The organism is Neorhizobium sp. S3-V5DH (genome assembly GCF_004343065.1).
GTDB lineage: Bacteria > Pseudomonadota > Alphaproteobacteria > Rhizobiales > Rhizobiaceae > Neorhizobium > Neorhizobium huautlense.
In genome coordinates this window covers 40771-59472 of sequence record NZ_SMCL01000017.1, presented here as the reverse complement: position 1 = coordinate 59472, position 18702 = coordinate 40771, and the positions used below count along the sequence as shown (strand labels likewise).

General features: G+C 56.9%; 14 protein-coding genes and 2 pseudogenes. 7 read left to right on the top strand and 9 right to left on the bottom strand.

Annotation, left to right across the window (positions count from 1 at the left end):
- Positions 1-51: 51 nt before the first annotated feature.
- Positions 52-1305 (bottom strand): HipA domain-containing protein, encoded by a 1254-nt coding sequence (locus EDE09_RS20510; RefSeq protein ID WP_105375115.1) that lies wholly within the window; start codon positions 1303-1305, stop codon positions 52-54.
- Positions 1298-1612: a helix-turn-helix domain-containing protein gene (locus EDE09_RS20505; RefSeq protein ID WP_112803376.1), complete on the bottom strand. Its 315-nt coding sequence runs from the start codon at positions 1610-1612 to the stop codon at positions 1298-1300. The genes EDE09_RS20510 and EDE09_RS20505 overlap by 8 nt, the downstream gene beginning before the upstream one ends.
- 238 nt (positions 1613-1850) lie before the next feature.
- Here EDE09_RS20505 and EDE09_RS28970 point away from each other — a divergent pair.
- Together EDE09_RS28970 and EDE09_RS20495 are read left to right on the top strand one after the other, a co-directional pair.
- A pseudogene (locus EDE09_RS28970) lies at positions 1851-2150 on the top strand (hypothetical protein); the annotation flags it as partial.
- A gap of 209 nt (positions 2151-2359) precedes the next feature.
- Positions 2360-2621 (top strand): annotated as a pseudogene (locus EDE09_RS20495) (transposase); the annotation flags it as partial.
- A gap of 112 nt (positions 2622-2733) precedes the next feature.
- Here EDE09_RS20495 and EDE09_RS20490 read toward each other — a convergent pair.
- The 6 genes from EDE09_RS20490 to EDE09_RS20465 all read right to left on the bottom strand — a co-directional run bounded on the left by EDE09_RS20490 (position 2734) and on the right by EDE09_RS20465 (position 11192).
- A complete protein-coding gene (locus tag EDE09_RS20490) occupies positions 2734-4053 on the bottom strand; it encodes an aminotransferase class III-fold pyridoxal phosphate-dependent enzyme (RefSeq protein ID WP_132412699.1) in 1320 nt (439 codons plus the stop codon).
- Between the two features lie 139 nt (positions 4054-4192).
- A complete protein-coding gene (locus EDE09_RS20485) occupies positions 4193-4960 on the bottom strand; it encodes an SDR family oxidoreductase (RefSeq protein WP_112803380.1) in 768 nt (255 codons plus the stop codon).
- Positions 4961-5039: 79 nt separating this feature from the next.
- Positions 5040-5945 (bottom strand): aminotransferase class IV, encoded by a 906-nt coding sequence (locus EDE09_RS20480; RefSeq protein WP_112803382.1) that lies wholly within the window; start codon positions 5943-5945, stop codon positions 5040-5042.
- Between the two features lie 91 nt (positions 5946-6036).
- Positions 6037-7851 (bottom strand): hydantoinase B/oxoprolinase family protein, encoded by a 1815-nt coding sequence (locus EDE09_RS20475; protein ID WP_132412697.1) that lies wholly within the window; start codon positions 7849-7851, stop codon positions 6037-6039.
- 13 nt (positions 7852-7864) lie between these two features.
- The gene (locus tag EDE09_RS20470) at positions 7865-9964 is read right to left on the bottom strand and encodes a hydantoinase/oxoprolinase family protein (RefSeq protein ID WP_132412695.1); all 2100 of its coding nucleotides are present in this window, start codon (positions 9962-9964) and stop codon (positions 7865-7867) included.
- A gap of 100 nt (positions 9965-10064) precedes the next feature.
- Complete coding sequence (locus EDE09_RS20465) at positions 10065-11192, bottom strand: LacI family DNA-binding transcriptional regulator (protein ID WP_112803388.1); 1128 nt, start codon at positions 11190-11192, stop codon at positions 10065-10067.
- A gap of 513 nt (positions 11193-11705) precedes the next feature.
- Here EDE09_RS20465 and EDE09_RS20460 point away from each other — a divergent pair.
- The 5 genes from EDE09_RS20460 (at position 11706) to EDE09_RS20440 (ending at position 16935) form a co-directional block, all read left to right on the top strand.
- The gene (locus tag EDE09_RS20460; protein ID WP_132412693.1) at positions 11706-12629 is read left to right on the top strand and encodes a substrate-binding domain-containing protein; all 924 of its coding nucleotides are present in this window, start codon (positions 11706-11708) and stop codon (positions 12627-12629) included.
- Between the two features lie 59 nt (positions 12630-12688).
- Positions 12689-14209, top strand: a complete 1521-nt coding sequence (locus EDE09_RS20455) for a sugar ABC transporter ATP-binding protein (RefSeq protein WP_132412691.1) — start codon at positions 12689-12691, stop codon at positions 14207-14209.
- 26 nt (positions 14210-14235) lie between these two features.
- Entirely contained in the window at positions 14236-15261 is a 1026-nt protein-coding gene (locus EDE09_RS20450) for an ABC transporter permease (RefSeq protein WP_112803394.1), read from the top strand.
- A 168-nt stretch (positions 15262-15429) separates the two neighbouring features.
- Positions 15430-15966 carry a gluconokinase gene (locus EDE09_RS20445; protein ID WP_132412689.1) on the top strand — a complete coding sequence of 179 codons (537 nt, stop codon included), beginning with the start codon at positions 15430-15432 and terminating at the stop codon, positions 15964-15966.
- Between the two features lie 135 nt (positions 15967-16101).
- Positions 16102-16935, top strand: coding sequence for a sugar phosphate isomerase/epimerase (locus EDE09_RS20440; RefSeq protein ID WP_132412687.1), 834 nt, complete (start codon positions 16102-16104; stop codon positions 16933-16935).
- A gap of 960 nt (positions 16936-17895) precedes the next feature.
- On the opposite strand, the gene hisN is transcribed toward EDE09_RS20440, so the two are convergent.
- Complete coding sequence (gene hisN, locus EDE09_RS20430; RefSeq protein ID WP_132412683.1) at positions 17896-18678, bottom strand: histidinol-phosphatase; 783 nt, start codon at positions 18676-18678, stop codon at positions 17896-17898.
- Positions 18679-18702: the final 24 nt, after the last annotated feature.

Below are 18702 nucleotides of genomic sequence, written 5' to 3'. Positions count from 1 at the left end.
AACTGGCGAGCGGGCTAGAGCAGAGTTTTGTTGCCGCTCCGCCGGATGGCCTCAGTCTGCACACGTACCGAGGATTGGTGTCATCAGCCGCACGTGAGTATCGATGCGCTCGAGAACCTTCGCCGGAACAACTTTCCGATCCGGCAGTGACCACCACAGCTGATTGACGAGCTCAACCGTGTCGACCACCGCCCCGAGAACTGCGGCTTCCGGCAGGCGTGCGCGGTTGGAGAAGGCTTTCCACCGCTGTACGTTCAGCGCCTTGAAGTGGCGCTCGCCGGCAAGCGACAGAGCCATGGCATCCGCGGGGATGTAAGGGACCGTCGAGAGCACGTCATAGACAGGCGCGAGTTGCGGTTTGTCGCCTGTCTCGCGATAGATCAATGACCAGTTCTTCAGGTGCATGTCGCCATTGCCGGTTATGGCAGCCAGAGCCAGCCGGCGGACGAACTCGAGAGCAGCGGTGGACGAAACGGCAACGTTCAAGGCTGCAGCGATATCATGATAGGCGGCACCTTCGTACTTCCGCGAAGGATAGACGCCGAACACCTGGGCGAAATCCTCGATATGGATCCGCTCACCGTTTGCGCCACGGTCGAAGCGTTTGACAAGCAGGACTTTTCCAGCCGACAGCGTCTCGAATTCCTTCGGTATACCCTCGAACTCCGATTGCTCGACCAGTTCACGTTCGGGAACCTCCATGCCGATCGCTTCAGCCAATGCGAGGTTGGCATATTCATTTTCCGACACGCCGGGAAATGAGGTCGATGGAAACTTGGCGATGTAGGATCCCTGGTCGTCGCCGAGCGGCAGCGTCAATCCACCGCCCTTGCCCGTGTTCTTGATCACCGAAAGCTTCATCTGAACACCGGCAAGCGAGAACCGGGCTTTCGGTTTGGAAGCAGGCAGGTTGTCGAGACGCATAACCGTTCCGTCGCTCGGCACGACGCGGACCGCACCTGGCAGATCCGACCCGAGCGCAACAAGCAGGTCGAAATCGTTTCCTGCGCGAACACTCCCCGCATGGTGTTTTTCCATCGCCTCGCGCAGCTTGTCTTCGGGGAGCAGATTGGCAAAGAATGCCGGCAACGCACGGGCTACGGGTTTCGGGTCCTTGCGCAATCCGCCAGTGGCTGCGCGAAAAGACAGACTGAGCACCGGAAAGCCGCCCGTTTCACGATAGCTCTCCGCGAAGCTGAAGGCGTTGAAGTCGCCGGGCGTTCTGACGATCGTGCCGACCTTCACGTCGTTCAACAGCACGTCGAGCGACGAGATGGATTTCGGATCGGATGAAGCTTCAGACATTCTCATCCTCATCTGGGTGAGCCATGAATGCCGGCAGATCGTCGAGATCATCCTGAGGCCGCAGCAGCGCGCCAACGGCCGGCACCATGGCTTGCGGTATGAGCATCAATTCAAGCCCGAGAGCGCGGGCGATATTGATCAGTGTCGTCGTGCGCGCAGAACTGCTTCCGGCTTCTATCTCTCTATAGCGGGGACGCGATATACCCGCCATGTCGGCAACCTGCTCTTGGGTCAATTGCCGGACTTTACGCGTAGCCTTCAGCAACTGCCCGATCTCCAGCAACGATTCTGACTCAGACCGTGCCATCTACCTATCCCACCATTCTCCGTGGAGTAAGGCAAAGCTATCTCAAACATTCCAGGATCGGTCAACCAAAAAGATATAAATACGCATCATAATCTAAAAATTGATCCGTTTATATGTCATTTACGCTGTTTTCTGAATGGTAGTGCCACAGCCGGCGGGTCTGCCCACCATACATGCTTTTTTAAAAGCATGCTCCTATTCCCGCTCGCCCTCGGTACTGGTGCCGGAGAGAAACGGAATGAGCATGCCCAAACACGATCTTTCATCACGTCATTTTCAGCGAAAAATTTCGGAATTCTGCGAAGTGCGTATTGCACCGATATCCTCAAAGCGGGTTCTAGAGAATGTCCGCTCCTATCTGATCAGCCTGATCATTTACCGCAAACGGCCACCGATCCTGAACGGCCATCTCGATTGGATCGCGATTGGAGACGCCTGCGGGATCGAAGCCGACATGACAGCCGAGCTGAAGAAACAACTGCGGCCGGCCTTGGACGCGATCATCCGCTGGCTGAAGGCGCCCCCCGTCAGCGAAGACATTGCGCCGACAAAGTTGCCTGTCCGCGCATGCAAAGCTGAGGCGGTCAAAAAGAAAGCGCCATAAACGGTCATAGCCGGTCTCCTTTACAGTGTGGCTTCGCAAAACCACTGTGAGACCTTAGGCCTGGCTATGACCACCTGCTTCGCCTGATAAGGGCTATGCAACTGGTCAAAGCCTCATTCAGCGCAAACTTCCGAAGGTGTTACGGCGCTGAATATGTCATTTCAACCCTCACCGAATGCCGAGAGCCAGGGAATCGCATTGAACTACATCCAGCCCGGCAAGCCTCACTATGTCGAGCGCTACCATTGAACGGTCCGGCATGAATGGCTTGATCTGTATATTTTTGACAGCATAACGGAGGTGCAGCAGATCGCCACGGAGTGGCTTTGGACATACAACCACGAACGACCCAACATGGGAATTGGCGGCATCACACCCGCTCAGAAACTGAAAATGGTCGCGTGAATTCTATCGCTGAACCCCGTTAAAACGGGGAGGATTACCGCACCACCGAGTTATCAAATTGAAAGACGTGGGCGCTAACGCCTCATTCGGAAATATCAACGGCCTAGCTTCCCTACGCGATCTTTTTGAAGATTTTATCCAGACGGTTGAGGGTTTCGTCAATGTCTTTTGCCGTGTGGGCGATTGTGAAGCCGTAATGAGCCGGTGACACAGGGCCGGCGGTATCATGAAACCAGAGCCTATTGTTCACGCACTCGGTCACGAATTTCTTGTAGGTCGCCCTGTCTTGTAATGCAGCGACCTTGCGGAAGTCGAAGTCGTCTTGCGGATTTTCGACGCCGAAGTAGATACCAAAGCGGGCGCCGACGCCCCGCACGTGACCGGCAATCTTATGCTTGGACAGAAGGTCATCGATGCCGGTGAACAACTTCCCTCCAATAGCCTCGATGCGATCGTAGAAACCGTCTTCGCTGGCCATGGTCAGGCAGGCGATGCTCGCCAGCACTGGCATGAGCGCACCGCTATACGTGCCGCTGACTGCGGCATTCCCGGTCGGATTGACGTGCTGCATGATTTCTTTTGTGCCGCCGACAGCCGCGATGGACAGGCCACCCCCAATTGCTTTCGCCATGGCGGTCATGTCAGGCAGGATGCCGTAATACTTCTGAGCGCTGCCCGGACGCATCCGCAATCCGCTGACGACCTCGTCGAAGATCAGGACGATATTCTCTCGCGTACAAATCTCCCGCACGGCGCGAAGATATTCCCCACGCGCCTCAAGGCATCCGCAATTATAGCTGATAGGCTCAAGGATGACGCATGCGAGCTCATCTCTGTACTTCCTGATTGCGTGCTCAACCGCCTCGACGTCATTGAAGATGACGTTGACGACACCATCCTTGGCGTGGATCGGAAACCCTTCGGAATCCGCGTTCGTCTCGACCTCACCGCGCCCGTCAACATTGCTCACCATATTATGGTTGAACCAGATGCTTTCGTACATGCCGTGAAAATGGCCCTCGAACCGCAGCACTTTGTCGCGACCGGTATGGGCGCGGGCCAACCGGATTGCGGACTGTGTTGCTTCCGCGCCGGTGTTCAGCAACCGGAACCGTTCACAGCTAGGGAAAAAGTGCTGAAGCAACCGGGCGAGTTGCGTGTGGTATTCCGTGTCGAAATTCATGAAGAAACCTGCATCCAGGGCCTTGCCAATGGCCTCGCGGATACGCGGGTTGTTATGTCCAAATAGGGCGGCGCCCGCCCCAGTATGGAAATCGATGAACTCGTTTCCATCAGCGTCCCAAAATCTGCTGCCATCAGCGCGAGTGATGTAGAGCGGCTGGCCCAGCGGCGCGTTATAACGTTGCCCTGCAGAAGCACCACCAATGAAATATTTGCTGGCTTCGGCGTGAATTTCAGAGAGTTTTGTCATTGGAATGGTTCTCCGTTTGCGGCGATCTGTCTGCAACTGCGGCGCCCTTGCTCTGGTCGAGCTGTGTTTCGATTTCGTCGTTCCCGGAGCGACATCAATTTCTCCGAAAGACAGTGGTTGTGGTCGGTCGGTTCCGATTTCAAAGACTGGCGGTTATGCCGCCATCGACGTAGAGCGTGTGGCCATTGATGAACGAAGAGGCTGGGCTGGATAGGAAGACCGCGGCGCCGACAAGTTCGTCCACCTCTCCCCACCTGCCGGCGGGCGTGCGTTTCTGAAGCCATTCCGAGAATTCTTCACTCTTGACGAGAGCTTTATTGAGCGGCGTCTTGAAGTAACCCGGCGCGATCGCATTGATCTGCAGTCCGTATTTTGCCCAGTCCGTGCACATCCCCCTGGTAAGATTACGGATGGCTCCTTTCGTCGCGGTATAGGGAGCAATTCCAGGACGGGCGAGCTCGCTCTGAACGGATGCGATATTGATGATCTTTCCCTGGCGGCGAGAGATCATGCCCCCCGCGACAGCCCTGCTCACGTAAAACGCACTGGATACGTTTGTCCTAAGCAGCTCTTCCCATTTTTCAACCGGAAAGTCTTCCAGGGGTGAGCGAAACTGCATCCCGGCATTGTTGATAAGAATGTCCACCGATCCGACGGATGCCTCAATCTCAGCAATACCGGATGCGCTCGATTGTGCGTCCGTGACGTCGAACGAACAGACCTCGCAAAGAAGGTTCTCGGTCCGTAACTGGTTTTGGGCGGCTGCGAGTTTCTCGGTGCTCCGTCCGTTGAGGATAATCTTGGCGCCATTCTGGGCCAGCCCTCTTGCGAGCGCCAACCCGATGCCCTGACTAGAACCGGTCACCAGCGCGGTCTTGCCGCTGAGGTCGAAAATGGATTGCTGCATGAAGCTAACTCACTTGCTTTGCATTGGATCGATCGCCAGGCCAGGCCACCTTGACCGAGTTGGTCCGTTTGAGATGCCGTTATTCATAGGCGATGGGGGTTGCGTGCCAGCCCTGCTTGCGCTTTTCCCAGAAGGTGTCTTTGAGAAGGGTCGAGATCGGACCCGGCCGGCCATTTCCGAGAATGCGGCTGCCGAGCTTGCTGATCGGCATGATGCCGCCGGCTGTTGTAGAGCAGAAGATTTCGTCCGCGTTTTCGAACTCGTCACGCGTGATGTCCCGTAGCTCGCATTCGAGCCTCAGCATCTGACAAAGCTCGATCACCGATTTGCGGGTAATTCCTTCGAGCGCGCCGGAACGCGGCGTGACAACCTTGCCATCGAACACTGCAAAAACGTTATAACCTGGACCTTCCGTGACATGGCCATAGCGATCGAGGAGAATGGCAGTTTCGGCGCCTTGTTCATGTGCCTCGAAGTTGCCGCGGGTGAGGTCACCCCAGTGGAAATTCTTGATCGTGGGATCGAAGGATTCAGGTGCAATCCGCTCGGGAGTGCCGATGATCGCGTGAACCCCACGCTCTTGTTGCTCCGGCGTGAAAACCCAGACCCAGGGCAAGACGTGGCAAATAAGATAGCTGCGGCCATAGGCAGGGTGAAGGGGCACGCCACGGGGCGGGCGAGAGCGAAGGCAGTCCATCGCGACATATGCTTCGCGATAACCCGAGCGCGTGACGATCTCGGTTAGGATTTCCTTGATCTGATCGTCGCTTTCCTCCGGCTTCATGCGGAGCTTTTCCATGGAAGCGCGAAAGCGCTTCACGTGATCGTCCAGACGGAAGAATGCGCCATAGTAGACCCCGACGACGTCATAGGTGACGTCGGAACGGCGATATCCCCATTCCGTTACCGGGATCTTGGCATCCTTGAGCGGCATATATTGACCGTCGACATAGGCAGCACCGCTGCTCCAGTCCAAATCCGACATGGAGATTCCCTCCCTTATTTGCCTCTGATAGGTTCGCTTCGACGCTGGCGCCACTCGGCCCGGCCAAGGGCGCCAGCTGGGTCTCGGTCGATCAGCTTGCCGCTGCGAGCTGCTTGACGTTGCCGCGCAGCTTTTCCGTTCCGGCGGCGTCGAGTGCTAGATCATCCGTGGCGCGTGAGCCCACGACGGCAACGCCATAGACGGCACGGGCGCGCTCGATGCTGATCCAGCCTTCAGCCAGATCGTGGATGACGCGGGCTGGATCGCGCTCAGTCGGCGTGCCGTAGCCGCCGCCACTTGCCGAATGCGAGATGATCTTTTCGCCCGCCTTGAGCGTGATGCCATGGCAAGGCGGGAGCTCGACAACGCTGCCGTCAGTCTTGCGCATGGCCGCTCGGCAGGTCCCACCAGAGCCACCACCACGCGCGCCCGCAGCCGGCGTGATCGTCCCGTCAGCCGCATAGAGAACGGTCAGTTCACCACCACCCCATGGGCCATACTCGCTGTAAATGGATGGCGCGCCACGATAGGTGCCAGCCCCTTCGCTATCTTCCATCAGATGCCGGTCGTCGATCAGGATCGGATGGTGGAGTTCGTCGACCTCGACGCTGTCGATACGGCACATGCCGGCATTGCCCGCATGGATGATCGACAGGAAGCCGTCAGTGACCGGCGTACCGGCACCACCGCTGACGCCGATATGGACCTGGTTGATGAACGGCTCGTCATTATTATGGGGATCGCGCCCGGAAATGACGCCCATGCCTGGCGGCTGGATCGGACCCGTGGCCGCCTGACCAAAACCAGCCGACAGTTCGGCAATGGCGCGCTGGACCGGGTTGGTCACGTGGTCGGCCAGATTAGTCGTCGCAACAGAGCAGGATGCCGGATGGCGCGGAATGCCGACGCAGCAATTTTCTCTGAGCTTCACCTCGATACGACGGAAGCTACCGGAATTCGGGATCACATGATGATCCAGAAGCGCGTTGAAGATACCGATCATAGCAGCGCTCTTCGACGTCGCTTCGGTCAGGTTGAGACCGCAGGGCTGGCAATCGGGATTGTCGGTCAGATCGACCATGATGCGGGCATTTTCCGCATCGATTTCGACCTCCACCTTGACCGGAATGCCGTCCGGCAGGCCAAGGAACGGATCATGCGCCGAATGCAGTGTGATCTTGCCCGTCGTCAGCTTCGAGATGGCCTGGATCATCTTCTGCTCGGAATAGTCGAACCAGCGCGATGCATAGCCTTCCAGCATATCCCAGCCGAGTTCTTCGCCGAGCGCCAACAATTCACGTTCACCGATACGGACAGAACCGAGTGTCGCCAGGAAGTCGCCCCACCATTGATCCGGTACGCGGATGCGGGCCTCGCACATGCGCACGATGTCCTGGTTTGTTTTGTAATCTTCCTGGATCTTGGTCGCCGAGAAGATCAGCGCACCTTCCTCGTAGACGTCCTTGACGTCGGCGAGATAGGTGGAGGGACGTGAGTTACCGCAATCAGCCTGATGGGCCTTTGCAAGCACGAAGAAGCGCAACATGCCCGCGTCATCGACGACCGGTACGATCATGCAGTGATCGGCGGCGTGAGAATTGCCTTCATAGGGGCTGTTGTGCAGGAAGCAGTCGCCCCGCTTCATGACGGGATGGTGCTTCAGCACAGCCTGGCACATCAAGTCCGGGCCGATCAGTGTGTGGTTCGGTAAGCTTTCTGCAGCCGAAAGCATCTGGCAATCGGCCGTTAACACAACGCACGAAAAATCGTGCGCCGTATTGAGAATGCCGGAGCGTGCTGTCCGGAAGATGGTGTTCTGCATTTTGCGGGCAATCGTCTCCATGCGGCTGGAGATCATCGCCATCTGCACGCCGTCGGGAGCGTTTTTCGAAGGAGAGCTGATCATGGGTAATTCCTGGTTAGAATGTTATGCGTAAGCCGCCGCCGGCGGTGCGTTCGGCTACGGTCTGCGGATCGATGACAACCGTAGTGAATGAGGATTCGACGATCGACGGACCGGGAGCCGGATTGCCCGGAACCATCGCTTCGAAGCGGTGAACCGGGACCTCGATCCAGCCGGTATCGCTGAAATAGACCGGCCGCGATGCCTTCCCGCCGGTGAATTCACCTTCGCGTGGTAGCGATCCTGAGGTCGCTTCCTTGAGCTTGCAGCTGACCTTCGCCCGCCAGGTGACGAACTCGACTTCCGATTCCGGATCGGAGATTTCGAAAATGCGCTGGTGCATCTGGTGGAATGCCGATTTCAGTGCCTGCAGGTCGCTGTCGGAGGAAATGCGGCTGGAACGCAAGGGCACGTCAATCTCCCAGATCTGGTGCGGATAGCGAGCTTCGACCGAGAATTCGATCCTGTGCTCGATCGCATTCGCGCCGGGACCGGCTGCAAAGCTCTGGCAATGGGCTTCCAACTCGGCGAGGACCGCATTGACCTTCTCACCGTCGAATTTTCCGCTGGTAGTGAAGTTCAACTGTGCGTAGTCGGAGGAAAGCTCCGACATCAAGGCCCCGGCAGCGCTCATCACCGCGCCGGCTTCCGGGATCAGAACGCCCGCGCACTGCAGGCGCTTGCCGATGGCGACAGCATTGAGTCCAGCCGCGCCGCCGCCGCCGACCAGAAGCGCAGATGCCGGATCGATACCCTGGTTGACGGTTATCTCCTCGACCGCACCGACCATTTTTTCGGTCGAGAGCTTGAGAACCGAAGCCGCCGCTTCCTCGACGCTGATGCTAAGAGGATCTGCAACCTTGGTCCGTAGCGCCTCGGTCGCTCCTGCTCGGTCGAGAACCATCGCGCCGCCGAGGAAGAAGTCGGGATCGATATAGCCAAGAATGATGGCGCAATCGGTGACCGTCGGCTCGGTGCCGCCGCGGCGATAGGCGACCGGGCCAGGCGTCGAGCCCGCGCTTTGGGGACCAAGCTGCAGGATCCCGCCGTCATCAACCCAGGCAATCGATCCGCCGCCGGCGCCAATGCTCTTGATGTCGACCGAGGGGAAACCAGTCATATGACCGCGTGTCGCCTGACCGATCCAGGTTTCCCGGCTCCAAGGAATACGGCCGTCGCGCACAAGGCTGACGTCAAACGTGGTGCCACCGGTGTCGGCGACGATGGCAATCGATTTGCCGAAGTCACGGTCTGCATAGTAGCGACCGGCTACCGGTGCCATTGCCGGACCGGAATTGATCGAGTGGATCGGCGCACGGGCGACGGCCTCCGCATCCATGATACCACCGCCGGAGGTGACCATCAGAGTGCGCCCGTCGAAACCGGCCTCCTTCAGACGGTTCGTGAGGCTGTCGAGATAACGGAACATCAACGGCTTCAGCGAGGCATCTATAACCGTTGCAGATGCGCGGCGATATTCGCGCAGCGTTGGATTGAGCTGATGCGAGAGGGTGAAAGGGACATCCGGAAGGTGCTGCTTGATTAGCTCGCCGATGCGCAGCTCGTGGACGGAATTGGTCACCGACCAGAGAAGACAAACTCCAATCGCCTCGATCTTCAGATCTTTTAGGCGCTTCAGCGTTTCAATGAAGTCGACCTCATCGAGTTCAGAGACGACATTGCCGCGGGCATCGATTCGCTCGTTGACCTCGAATGTATAGCGGCGCGGAACATAAGGTTCGGGATACGCGACAGTGAAGTTGAAAGGCTCGATACGACCGCCTTCACGGATCACCAGAATGTCCCGGTGCCCCTTCGTCGTGATGAACGCCGTCTTGGCCGTTTTCTGGGTGATGATCGCGTTGATGGCGCGGGTCGTGCCATGAACGAACATGGAAGCGCGCTTGAGGAAGGCGCTTCGGTTAAGGTTGTAGTGATCCGCCGCGAGCTGCAAGGCGACGAGCACGCCGCGAACCGGATCATCCGGGGTGGTAGACGCCTTGAACAGTCGGATCGTCTCGCCGTCTTCCACGACCAGATCGGTGAATGTGCCGCCGGTGTCGCAAGCAAGCCGGAGTCCCGTGCTCAAGCCCTTGGCGGGGGAACTGATATCCATCAAGCAAAGCCTTCTCTTTAAGGCGCGGCGATGTGCCGGCCAGTTGCTCAAAATCATGGGGAGGTTTGGATGTTTGTTGCGACCTGCTGTTACCGCACGCTTAGCTGGACGGTTCTCCGCATGTCTCCCTCAGAGTGAGTTCGGGCAGGAAAAGTGTGTCGGAACCTCCCCCGACAGCCCCTGCCAAAGGGTTTACGATCCGATCGACGGCCGCCACGCCCATCGCCTCAATGGGTTGGCGCACCGTCGTCAATGCCGGGTAGGACAGTTGACTGACCCAGACATCGTCTATTCCCACCAAGGAGAGGTCGCCAGGTACGGATAGCCCAGCCTGTCTGAAGCTCGCGAGGAGACCGAGAGCAATCATGTCATTGAAAGCCACAACCGCAGTTGGCCGAGGGCGGAGTTTCAACACCTCCGGTGCTGCACTTCTACCAACTTCCAGCATCTCGGCGTCGGCGATATCGCGCGCTCCGTGATCTGCATCGAGCTCTACGAGCAAATCGCTCTGAAGGCCTCTGTTTGCCATCGCGGCCTTGAAACCAGCCAGACGTTTGCGACGACTGTACGTGATCATTGGATCCGTGACGTAAGCAATGCGGCGATGCCCAAGCTCATAGAGGTGGTCCACGGCCAGATCGATCGCCACTTCATGATTGAAGTTGATCGTATCGAGACGCGGCAGGCGAAGATCGAGCCGATCCGCGTCTATAGCGACGACGGAGAAATCGCTTTGCGGCCCGTAAAAGCCTTTTCGGGTGCTGAGCGGCGCAATGGTGATCAGATCGCTGACACCCAACCCGACCAAGTTTTCGAGGAAGCGCTTTTCCACTGCATTGTCGCGCATCGTATTGCAGAGATGGACAGCGTAGCCCGCCTTGACCGCAGCCTGCTCGATTGCGAAAACCAGCTGGCCGTTGAATGGATTGACGATACTTGGAACAACGAGCGCTATTCCCTTGGTCTTGCCGGTCTTCAACTGCCGTGCCGCTTGATTTGGCTTGAAGCCGAGCCGTCCCACGGCATCCGCGATCCGTGCTCTTGTTTCGGGACCCAGCCGCTCCAACCTACCGTTCATGTAGTTGGAGACGCTCGTATTGGAGACGCCAGCAGCCTTCGCCACATCCTGAATCGTCGCGCGATCGGCTGCAACATCTACGGATGTCGTCCCCTGAGATCGCCGTTCGCTTCGCTTCGGCCGCGTGGTTTCCATATGTTTATCATCCATGATCAGCTCGTTCAGACTATCGGAACGACAAGGATATCATCGAAATAGGGATGCGACAGAGGACATGTTCGTCCACTCCGACGAGCGCCTCCAAAGTAGGTGTAACGATACATCTAAAAAGCTCCTTGTCAAACCGTTTTTTTGCAGCGACGCCGGCAATATGTGCTGAATCGGCGCTCAAACGAAGGAAATAGCGACATTTCTTCAAAAATTTGCGAACGCGCCGATTGACAGAAATCCGAAGTTTAGTTTATCGTTTTACCTATCGGACGCGGCGACTGCCATTTTGGGAGAATGGCGGGCGCTCTGTTCGAAAAATATCGCAAACCTCAAGTGATCTCGGCTGAAGCCGAGCATCAGCGATGCAAAAACCTCCCCCACATGATCCAAGCCGAGGCGGTCTGTCGATTGCCGCGATCAGGTACATGTGCGCCCCGCGAGCGCTAGCCCGTAGAGCTCCGGCATAAAGCAAAAGCGGGCAAAGAATGATCACACAACCACCGGAGCAGGAACATGAAGAAATTCGCACTCGCAGCAGTATTTGCAGCAACCATCGCGGCATCCGCGCATGCTGAAACCACGATCGGTTTCAGCATGCAGCGCTTCGATGACAACTTCCTCGCAATTCTTCGTAGCGGCCTGGAAGCCCGCGCGAAGGAGCTGGGTAACGTCAAGCTGCTGATCGAAGACGCGCAAGGCGATGTTTCCAAGCAGCAGAGCCAGATCGACAACTTCATCGCCAGCAAGGTCGACGGAATTATTGTCATTCCCGTCGAAGCAGACGCTGGTGTGACGATCTCTAAGACCGTCGACAAGGCGGACATCCCGATGGTCTTCGCAAACAACCAGCCGAGCAACGTTGATGATCTGCCGGCGAAGCAAGTATTCGTAGGCTCCGATCAGATCGAGGCCGGCACTCTTCAGGCCACTGCGATCTGCAAGGCACTAGGCGGCGAAGGCAGTGCCGTCATCCTGATGGGTGAGTTGGGCACACTTGTCGCTCGCGGTCGTACCGAAGCTGTTCACAATGTCTTCAAGACGGACGAGTGCAAGGGCATCAAGATCGTCGAGGAACAGACAGCTGCCTGGCAGAGAACCAATGCTCTCGACCTGGTTACCAACTGGTTGACAGCCGGCACGCAGTTCGATGCCGTCATCGCCAACAACGACGAGATGGCCCTCGGCGCAATCCAGGCACTAAAAGCATCCGGCAGCTCCACAAATGTGGTTGTCGCGGGGATCGACGCCACGCAGGACGCACTCGTTGCCATGAAAGCTGGCGATATGGCTGTGACCGTGCAGCAGGATCCAGCAGTTCAGGGCAAGGATGCGCTCGATGCAATACTCAAGGTCGTGAAGGGAGAGCCGACCGAAAAGAAGATCTACTCGAAGCTGACGCTGGTGACAAAGGACAACCTGGCCGAGTTCCTCAAGTAAAGCTCACAATTGTGCGCGCGGCGGCACGTCGCGCGCAATTTACGTTGGAAGGAATTGTCATGAGCGACGCCACATTGACCGATCCTGCAGCCGAACAAGGCTTGCTTCTCAGTGCGTTGGGCATTCGGAAAGAGTTTCCAGGCGTGGTTGCGCTTGACGGCGCGCAATTCAATCTCCGGAAAGGCAGCGTCCACGCCTTGATGGGCGAAAATGGCGCAGGCAAGTCTACGTTGATGAAGATCCTTGCGGGAATTTATCAGCCGGACGCAGGGTCGCTACACTTCAAGGGAAAAGAGATTACGCTCTCGACGCCGCTGGATGCGCTCGAAAAGGGTATCGCCATGATCCATCAGGAATTGAACCTGATGGCCTCTATGACTGTAGCGGAGAACATTTGGATACGCCGAGAGCCCCGCAATGCGCTCGGGCTCATCGACCACAAGAAGATGAACCGCATCACCGATAACCTTCTGCAGCGCCTCAGGATCAACGTCCGGGCGGATGCAGAAGTCAGAACACTGTCGGTGGCCAGCCGGCAAATGGTCGAGATCGCCAAGGCTGTCTCCTATGATTCCGACGTCTTGATCATGGATGAACCGACTTCGGCCCTGACGGACCGGGAGGTAAGCCATCTCTTCGAAATCATCAGCGGATTGCGGACCGAGGGCAAAGGCATCGTCTATATTTCGCACAAAATGAACGAGATCCTGGAGATCTCTGACGAAATTTCCATCTACCGTGACGGTCGATACATATCGACGCGTCCAGCCAGCACCATCAGTCGTGACGAAATCATCCGGCGGATGGTGGGCCGAGAAGTCTCCCAGATGTTCCCCAAAGAGGTGGTTGAACTGGGGGATGTCCTTCTATCAGTGAAAGATCTCGAACTCGAAGGTGTTTTCTCAAACGTCTCATTCGACTTGCGCGCTGGCGAGATACTCGGGATGGCTGGGCTCCTAGGGTCTGGGCGTTCGAACCTTGCGGAAGCGCTCTTCGGTGTCACGCCCCCGACATCTGGCGAAATTCGCATCGATGGACAGAGGGTGGAAGTCAAAAAGCCAAGCGATGCGATCGGGCATGGCATGGCCTTCCTCACGGAGGATCGCAAGGAAACAGGCTGTCTTCTCGCGCTCAACATTCTCGAAAACATGCAGATTGCAGCCCTGCAAACCCGCTACACTCGCTCTGGCTTCGTTCAGGGAGCCTCTGTCGCCGTGGATTGCGCCGAGATGGCCCGCAAGCTGCGCATCAAGATGGCCAACCTCAACGTCAGCATCCAGAATCTGTCGGGCGGCAACCAGCAGAAGGTGCTGATTGGACGGTGGCTGCTTACCGGACCAAGGATTCTCATTCTCGACGAGCCCACCAAGGGCATTGACGTTGGCGCCAAGGCGGAAATCCACGGCCTCGTTTCCAGTCTCGCCAAATCCGGCGCGGCAGTCATTCTGATCTCTTCCGAACTTCCCGAAGTCTTGGGGATGAGCGATCGCGTCCTGGTTATGCATGAAGGAAAAGTCACGGGCATCCTGCCGCGAAGCGATGCGACCCAGGTCGCCGTGATGGAACTGGCATCCCGTTGAGCAGAACCAATAAGGGAACAAATTCTATGGAAAAGAACCTCGTTGAAAAATATGGCATTGTGCGCTCCCCTGCTGCGCAGGGATGGAAGCCACCGCAGGAGTTCAATATCTTCCTCGTACTCGTTGGGATCGCCCTGATCTATGAGGCGCTGGGCTGGATCTTCATCGGTCAGAGCTTTCTTGGAAACACGCAGAGGCTGACGATCACGATCCTACAGGTTTCTGTCGTCGGCATCATTGCTATTGGCGTCACTCAGGTCATCATCACCAGCGGTATCGATCTCTCAGCAGGCTCCGTTGTCGCCATGACCGCAATGATCGCTGCGAGTTTAGCGCAGTCCTCGGAATGGGCACGGGCTCTATATCCCGGCTTCACGGACATGCCGGCAATCGTGCCGATTGGCGTCGGCATCATCCTCGGAGCGATAGCGGGATTCATCAACGGCGCACTTATTGCCCACGCTCGCATCCCCCCATTCATTGCCACGCTCGGTATGATGGTTGCAGCACGCGGCATCTCCAAATGGTACACGAAGGGCCAGCCGATTTCTGGTCTGACGGACCAGTTCACCTTTATCGGCTCCGGTGCCTGGCCGGTGGTCGTGTTCATCGCGGTCGCGATCATCTTCCATGTCGTCCTCAGGTACACACGATACGGCAAGTTTACCTACGCTATCGGCGCGAACATGCAGGCTGCGCGGGTGTCCGGCATTAATGTGGAAGCTCACCTCGTCAAGGTTTATGCGATCGCCGGTATGCTCGCAGGGCTCGCTGGAATCGTTACCGCGGCGCGTGCCCAGACAGCGCAATCGGGTATGGGCGTCAACTACGAGCTTGACGCAATCGCTGCAGCGGTTATCGGCGGAACCTCGCTCGCCGGCGGGATCGGAAGGATCACCGGCACAGTCATCGGCGTCATCATCTTGGGCGTAATGTCCTCCGGCTTCACGTTCCTTCGCATCGACGCCTACTACCAGGAGATCGTCAAGGGCATCATCATCGTCGCCGCAGTGACGGTTGACGTCTATCGCAACCGTCGCCGTCGGGGTTGACCGCTGCATTTGACACGATTGGAGACCCAAGAAATGTCCACGTTCCGATATTTCTCGCCTTATGCCGCACGGCAACTTCTGAATTGGCATTGGTCTGTAAAGCAATGGCTTAAGGCACGGAGGCATCGCCGGAGGCGTAAAATTACCTGACAGGAATGAGAAGACTTCATGATGGTCGTACCACAGATGCACAAGATACCAGTGATCGTGATGGGAGTGTCGGGATGCGGGAAGACGTCGGTTGCACGCTTGGTCGCGGCTCGGCTGCAACAGAGGCTTGTGGAGGGTGATGAGCTTCATTCCGTTACCAACATTGCAAAGATGACCGCTGGCACACCACTGACCGATAGTGACAGGGCTGCGTGGTTAGAAACCATTGGTCGCGCCTTAGCCTCCAATAGTCGTGATCCCCCGGTTGTCACCTGCTCCGCGTTGAAAGCGCAATACAGGGATCAATTGCGATCACTCGCAGGCAACGGCGTGACGTTCCTTTATCTGAGAATCTCCCATGAAGAAGCCAAACAGCGACTTGCCGGTCGGGTTGGGCATTTCATGCCCGCCACGTTGATCGAGAGCCAGTTCCAGACCCTGGAAGATCCTTCGGCCGAGAATGACGTGATAACGATCGACGCTGGTACACCCGAAAGAGTTGTCGAGCAGTTCATGACCATACTCTCAGGTGAGAACCGACCGGTCGCGCAATGACCAGTTTCCTCTGGCATTGAGGAAACTGCTTGGAGGATAGGCCGCTGCTGGCTTGTGAGAAATGGCCGGCTCATCCTCACGCGTTGCGCTTCTGCGATCTGTCGGGCTAAGCTCCAGGCTATCTCAAGGGGAGCGTTGCTGCATCAGATGGTCTCAGCAATAGGTTCAAGTTCGTTTCCGTCGTTGGTTGCGGTGCCAAACGCGGCACTGTGGGGTCACGCGTCTGTTTCGATAGCGCTGCAGCTTTTCTCGATGAGGCGCCTAGGATCCATCGATGCACAGCTTGAGGCCTCTCGCAACGCCGGGTTTAAGATCGTCGAATGTCTGCAAATCCATATCCATGAACCGTCGATCTTCAGAACTATGCTGGATGTCCGGGGGCTGGAATGCACGACGCTGCACGTCGAGTATCAGTTCCTCATCGACAACGCTGGCTCCATTCTTGATGCCTGCCTCATCGTAGGAATTCGAAGCGTCTTCGTGCACGATTTGCGAATTCAAAAGGTGCGGGACGCTTCTCAATGGGCACGAGCGGGATCTCGTCTCGGGATTCTGGCAGAACGATTTTCTGGCAGCGGCATCGAACTTGGCTTCCATAATGGTGGAGACTGCTTCGACCTTCTCAAATCTGGCCGTTCGCCGATCGAAGAATTGTTTCGCTCCGACGATAGTGGTCTGTTGAAATGGCAAGCAGATATAGGCTGGATACGTCTCAGTGGTGCAGATCCGATCGTCTGGCTCCGTCGCTTGAAATCAAGGCTAGTCGCCGCGCATATAAAAGATGTCGCCACATCCGTAACAAGGGGTCATGAGTGGACCGACGTCGGCGACGGGATTTTGGTATTACCCTTGGTGATAAGAAGCGCGGTCCAGGAGGGCGCAAGACTTCTCGTAGCCGAACACGATGATCCAGAGCACCCTGAACGATTTGCCAATAGTGCGTACTTGTACCTTAGCCGCTTCACTTGAAGACATGGAAGATCGACAGGTTAGGGCAGCTGAACGCAGGCATGGGCATAGCTGGGCTGAACAGGCCAAGGCGCAGTGGTTAACTTTCTCCCCCAAAATAGGAAGCCAGTGTGGGGTATAGGGCTTTGGGGTTGGCAATACGCGTGCCTCTTGGAAAGCTGATCTGACAACGATGCGGTTCAGGCCAACCTATGACCTGCATGCCTGCGGCGTGAGCCGCAATGGCTCCCGGCACGCTATCCTCAACAGCCACACATGACTGCGGTGCGACACCGAGTAAGGCCGCGGCCTTAAGGAACGGGTCGGGATTTGGCTTCCCAAGCTCGACATCGTCTCGGCTGACTGAGATGACCTTGGTGGGGTCCATGCCGATGGCAGCAAGGTTCGTGTCAACCACAACCCTGCTTGAGTTGGACGCAATTGCAAAGGGAATACTTCCTCGCGTGACATATGTCAGTGCCTCTCGAGCGCCAGCACGTATGGCAAGTGATGAGGACCGATCGAGATAGTACCTATGTTTGGCATCCACGAAATTGCCGCATGAACCGGAAAGCTGAGTTTCACGCTGAAGCAAAGCGTAACAGGCTTCGCTGCTGAGGCCTGACAACCTGGACGCCAGATCCTCAGATAGTTCGCACCCCATCGATAGGGCTGCCGCAGACATAGAGGCGAAGTGATGGTTCTCACTGTCAACAAGTGTTCCATCGAGGTCGAAGATGACGGCTATCATTGCAATCTGTGCAGGAGGCATTGTGCGGCCTTGGCTATTTTGGAAACTCTGTTCGGAGGACTGATGGCGGGGCCAAATGGGTCATTTCCAGATACGAACGGCTCCTCGCTACGTCTTTGTAAGAGATTGGAAAGAGGCTGGAGCTTTCATCTCGTATCCAGATCACAAAAGCTGATGTAAACAAGTGCAACATTGCGGCCGATGCTCATCTCGTTGCTAACATAGGATCGTTAGCCGTTTAAGATCTGAAGCACCTGAGCATGCAAGCTAGCATTCGCGGCCATGACGACGGGACCACCTGCCGCGGCATTGCCGCCACTCAGGGTCGTCACGACGCCGCCCGCTTTTTCGATGATCGGAATGATGGCCACTATGTCATAGGGCTGAAGCGAAAATTCGAAACAGATGTCGATATGCCCGGCGGCCAACATCGCGAAGGCGTAGCACTCGCCGCCATAACGCGTCATTTTGACCTGACGGTTAAGAGCCTCGAACGAAATTTGGGAGTTCCGCAGTATCGGCTCGGGACTATTCGTGTGGAGGATTGCGTCGGCTAGATCGACCTTTTCACTCGTTTTGAGTTCAATGGTCTTGCTATCCCGCTGCATCCAGGATCCCGTCCGGTCCGCCCAGAAGCGTTCTCTCGTGACCGGCTGGCTCATCATGCCGCTGACGGCATGACCCTTTTGCGTCACCCCGATCAGAGTTCCCCACACGGGGATACCGAGCAAAAAGGGTCTTGTCCCGTCGATGGGGTCGATGACCCAACGAATGTCGCCAGACCCAGAGACACCAAATTCTTCTCCCTCAATAGCATGGTCCGGGTAAGCGTCACGAATAATTGCCCGGATAGCAATCTCCGCCGCTCTGTCCGCATCCGTCACAGGATCGAACTTGTAACCGTCTTTCGGTTTGCTCTGCACATCCAAGCGGGTCCTGAACCGTTGCATCGTTTCCGCGTCGGCCGCATCGGCAAGACGATGTAGGAACAGCGCGTCAGGTAACTGTGTCATGTTGGGATCCATAACGATGGGCGG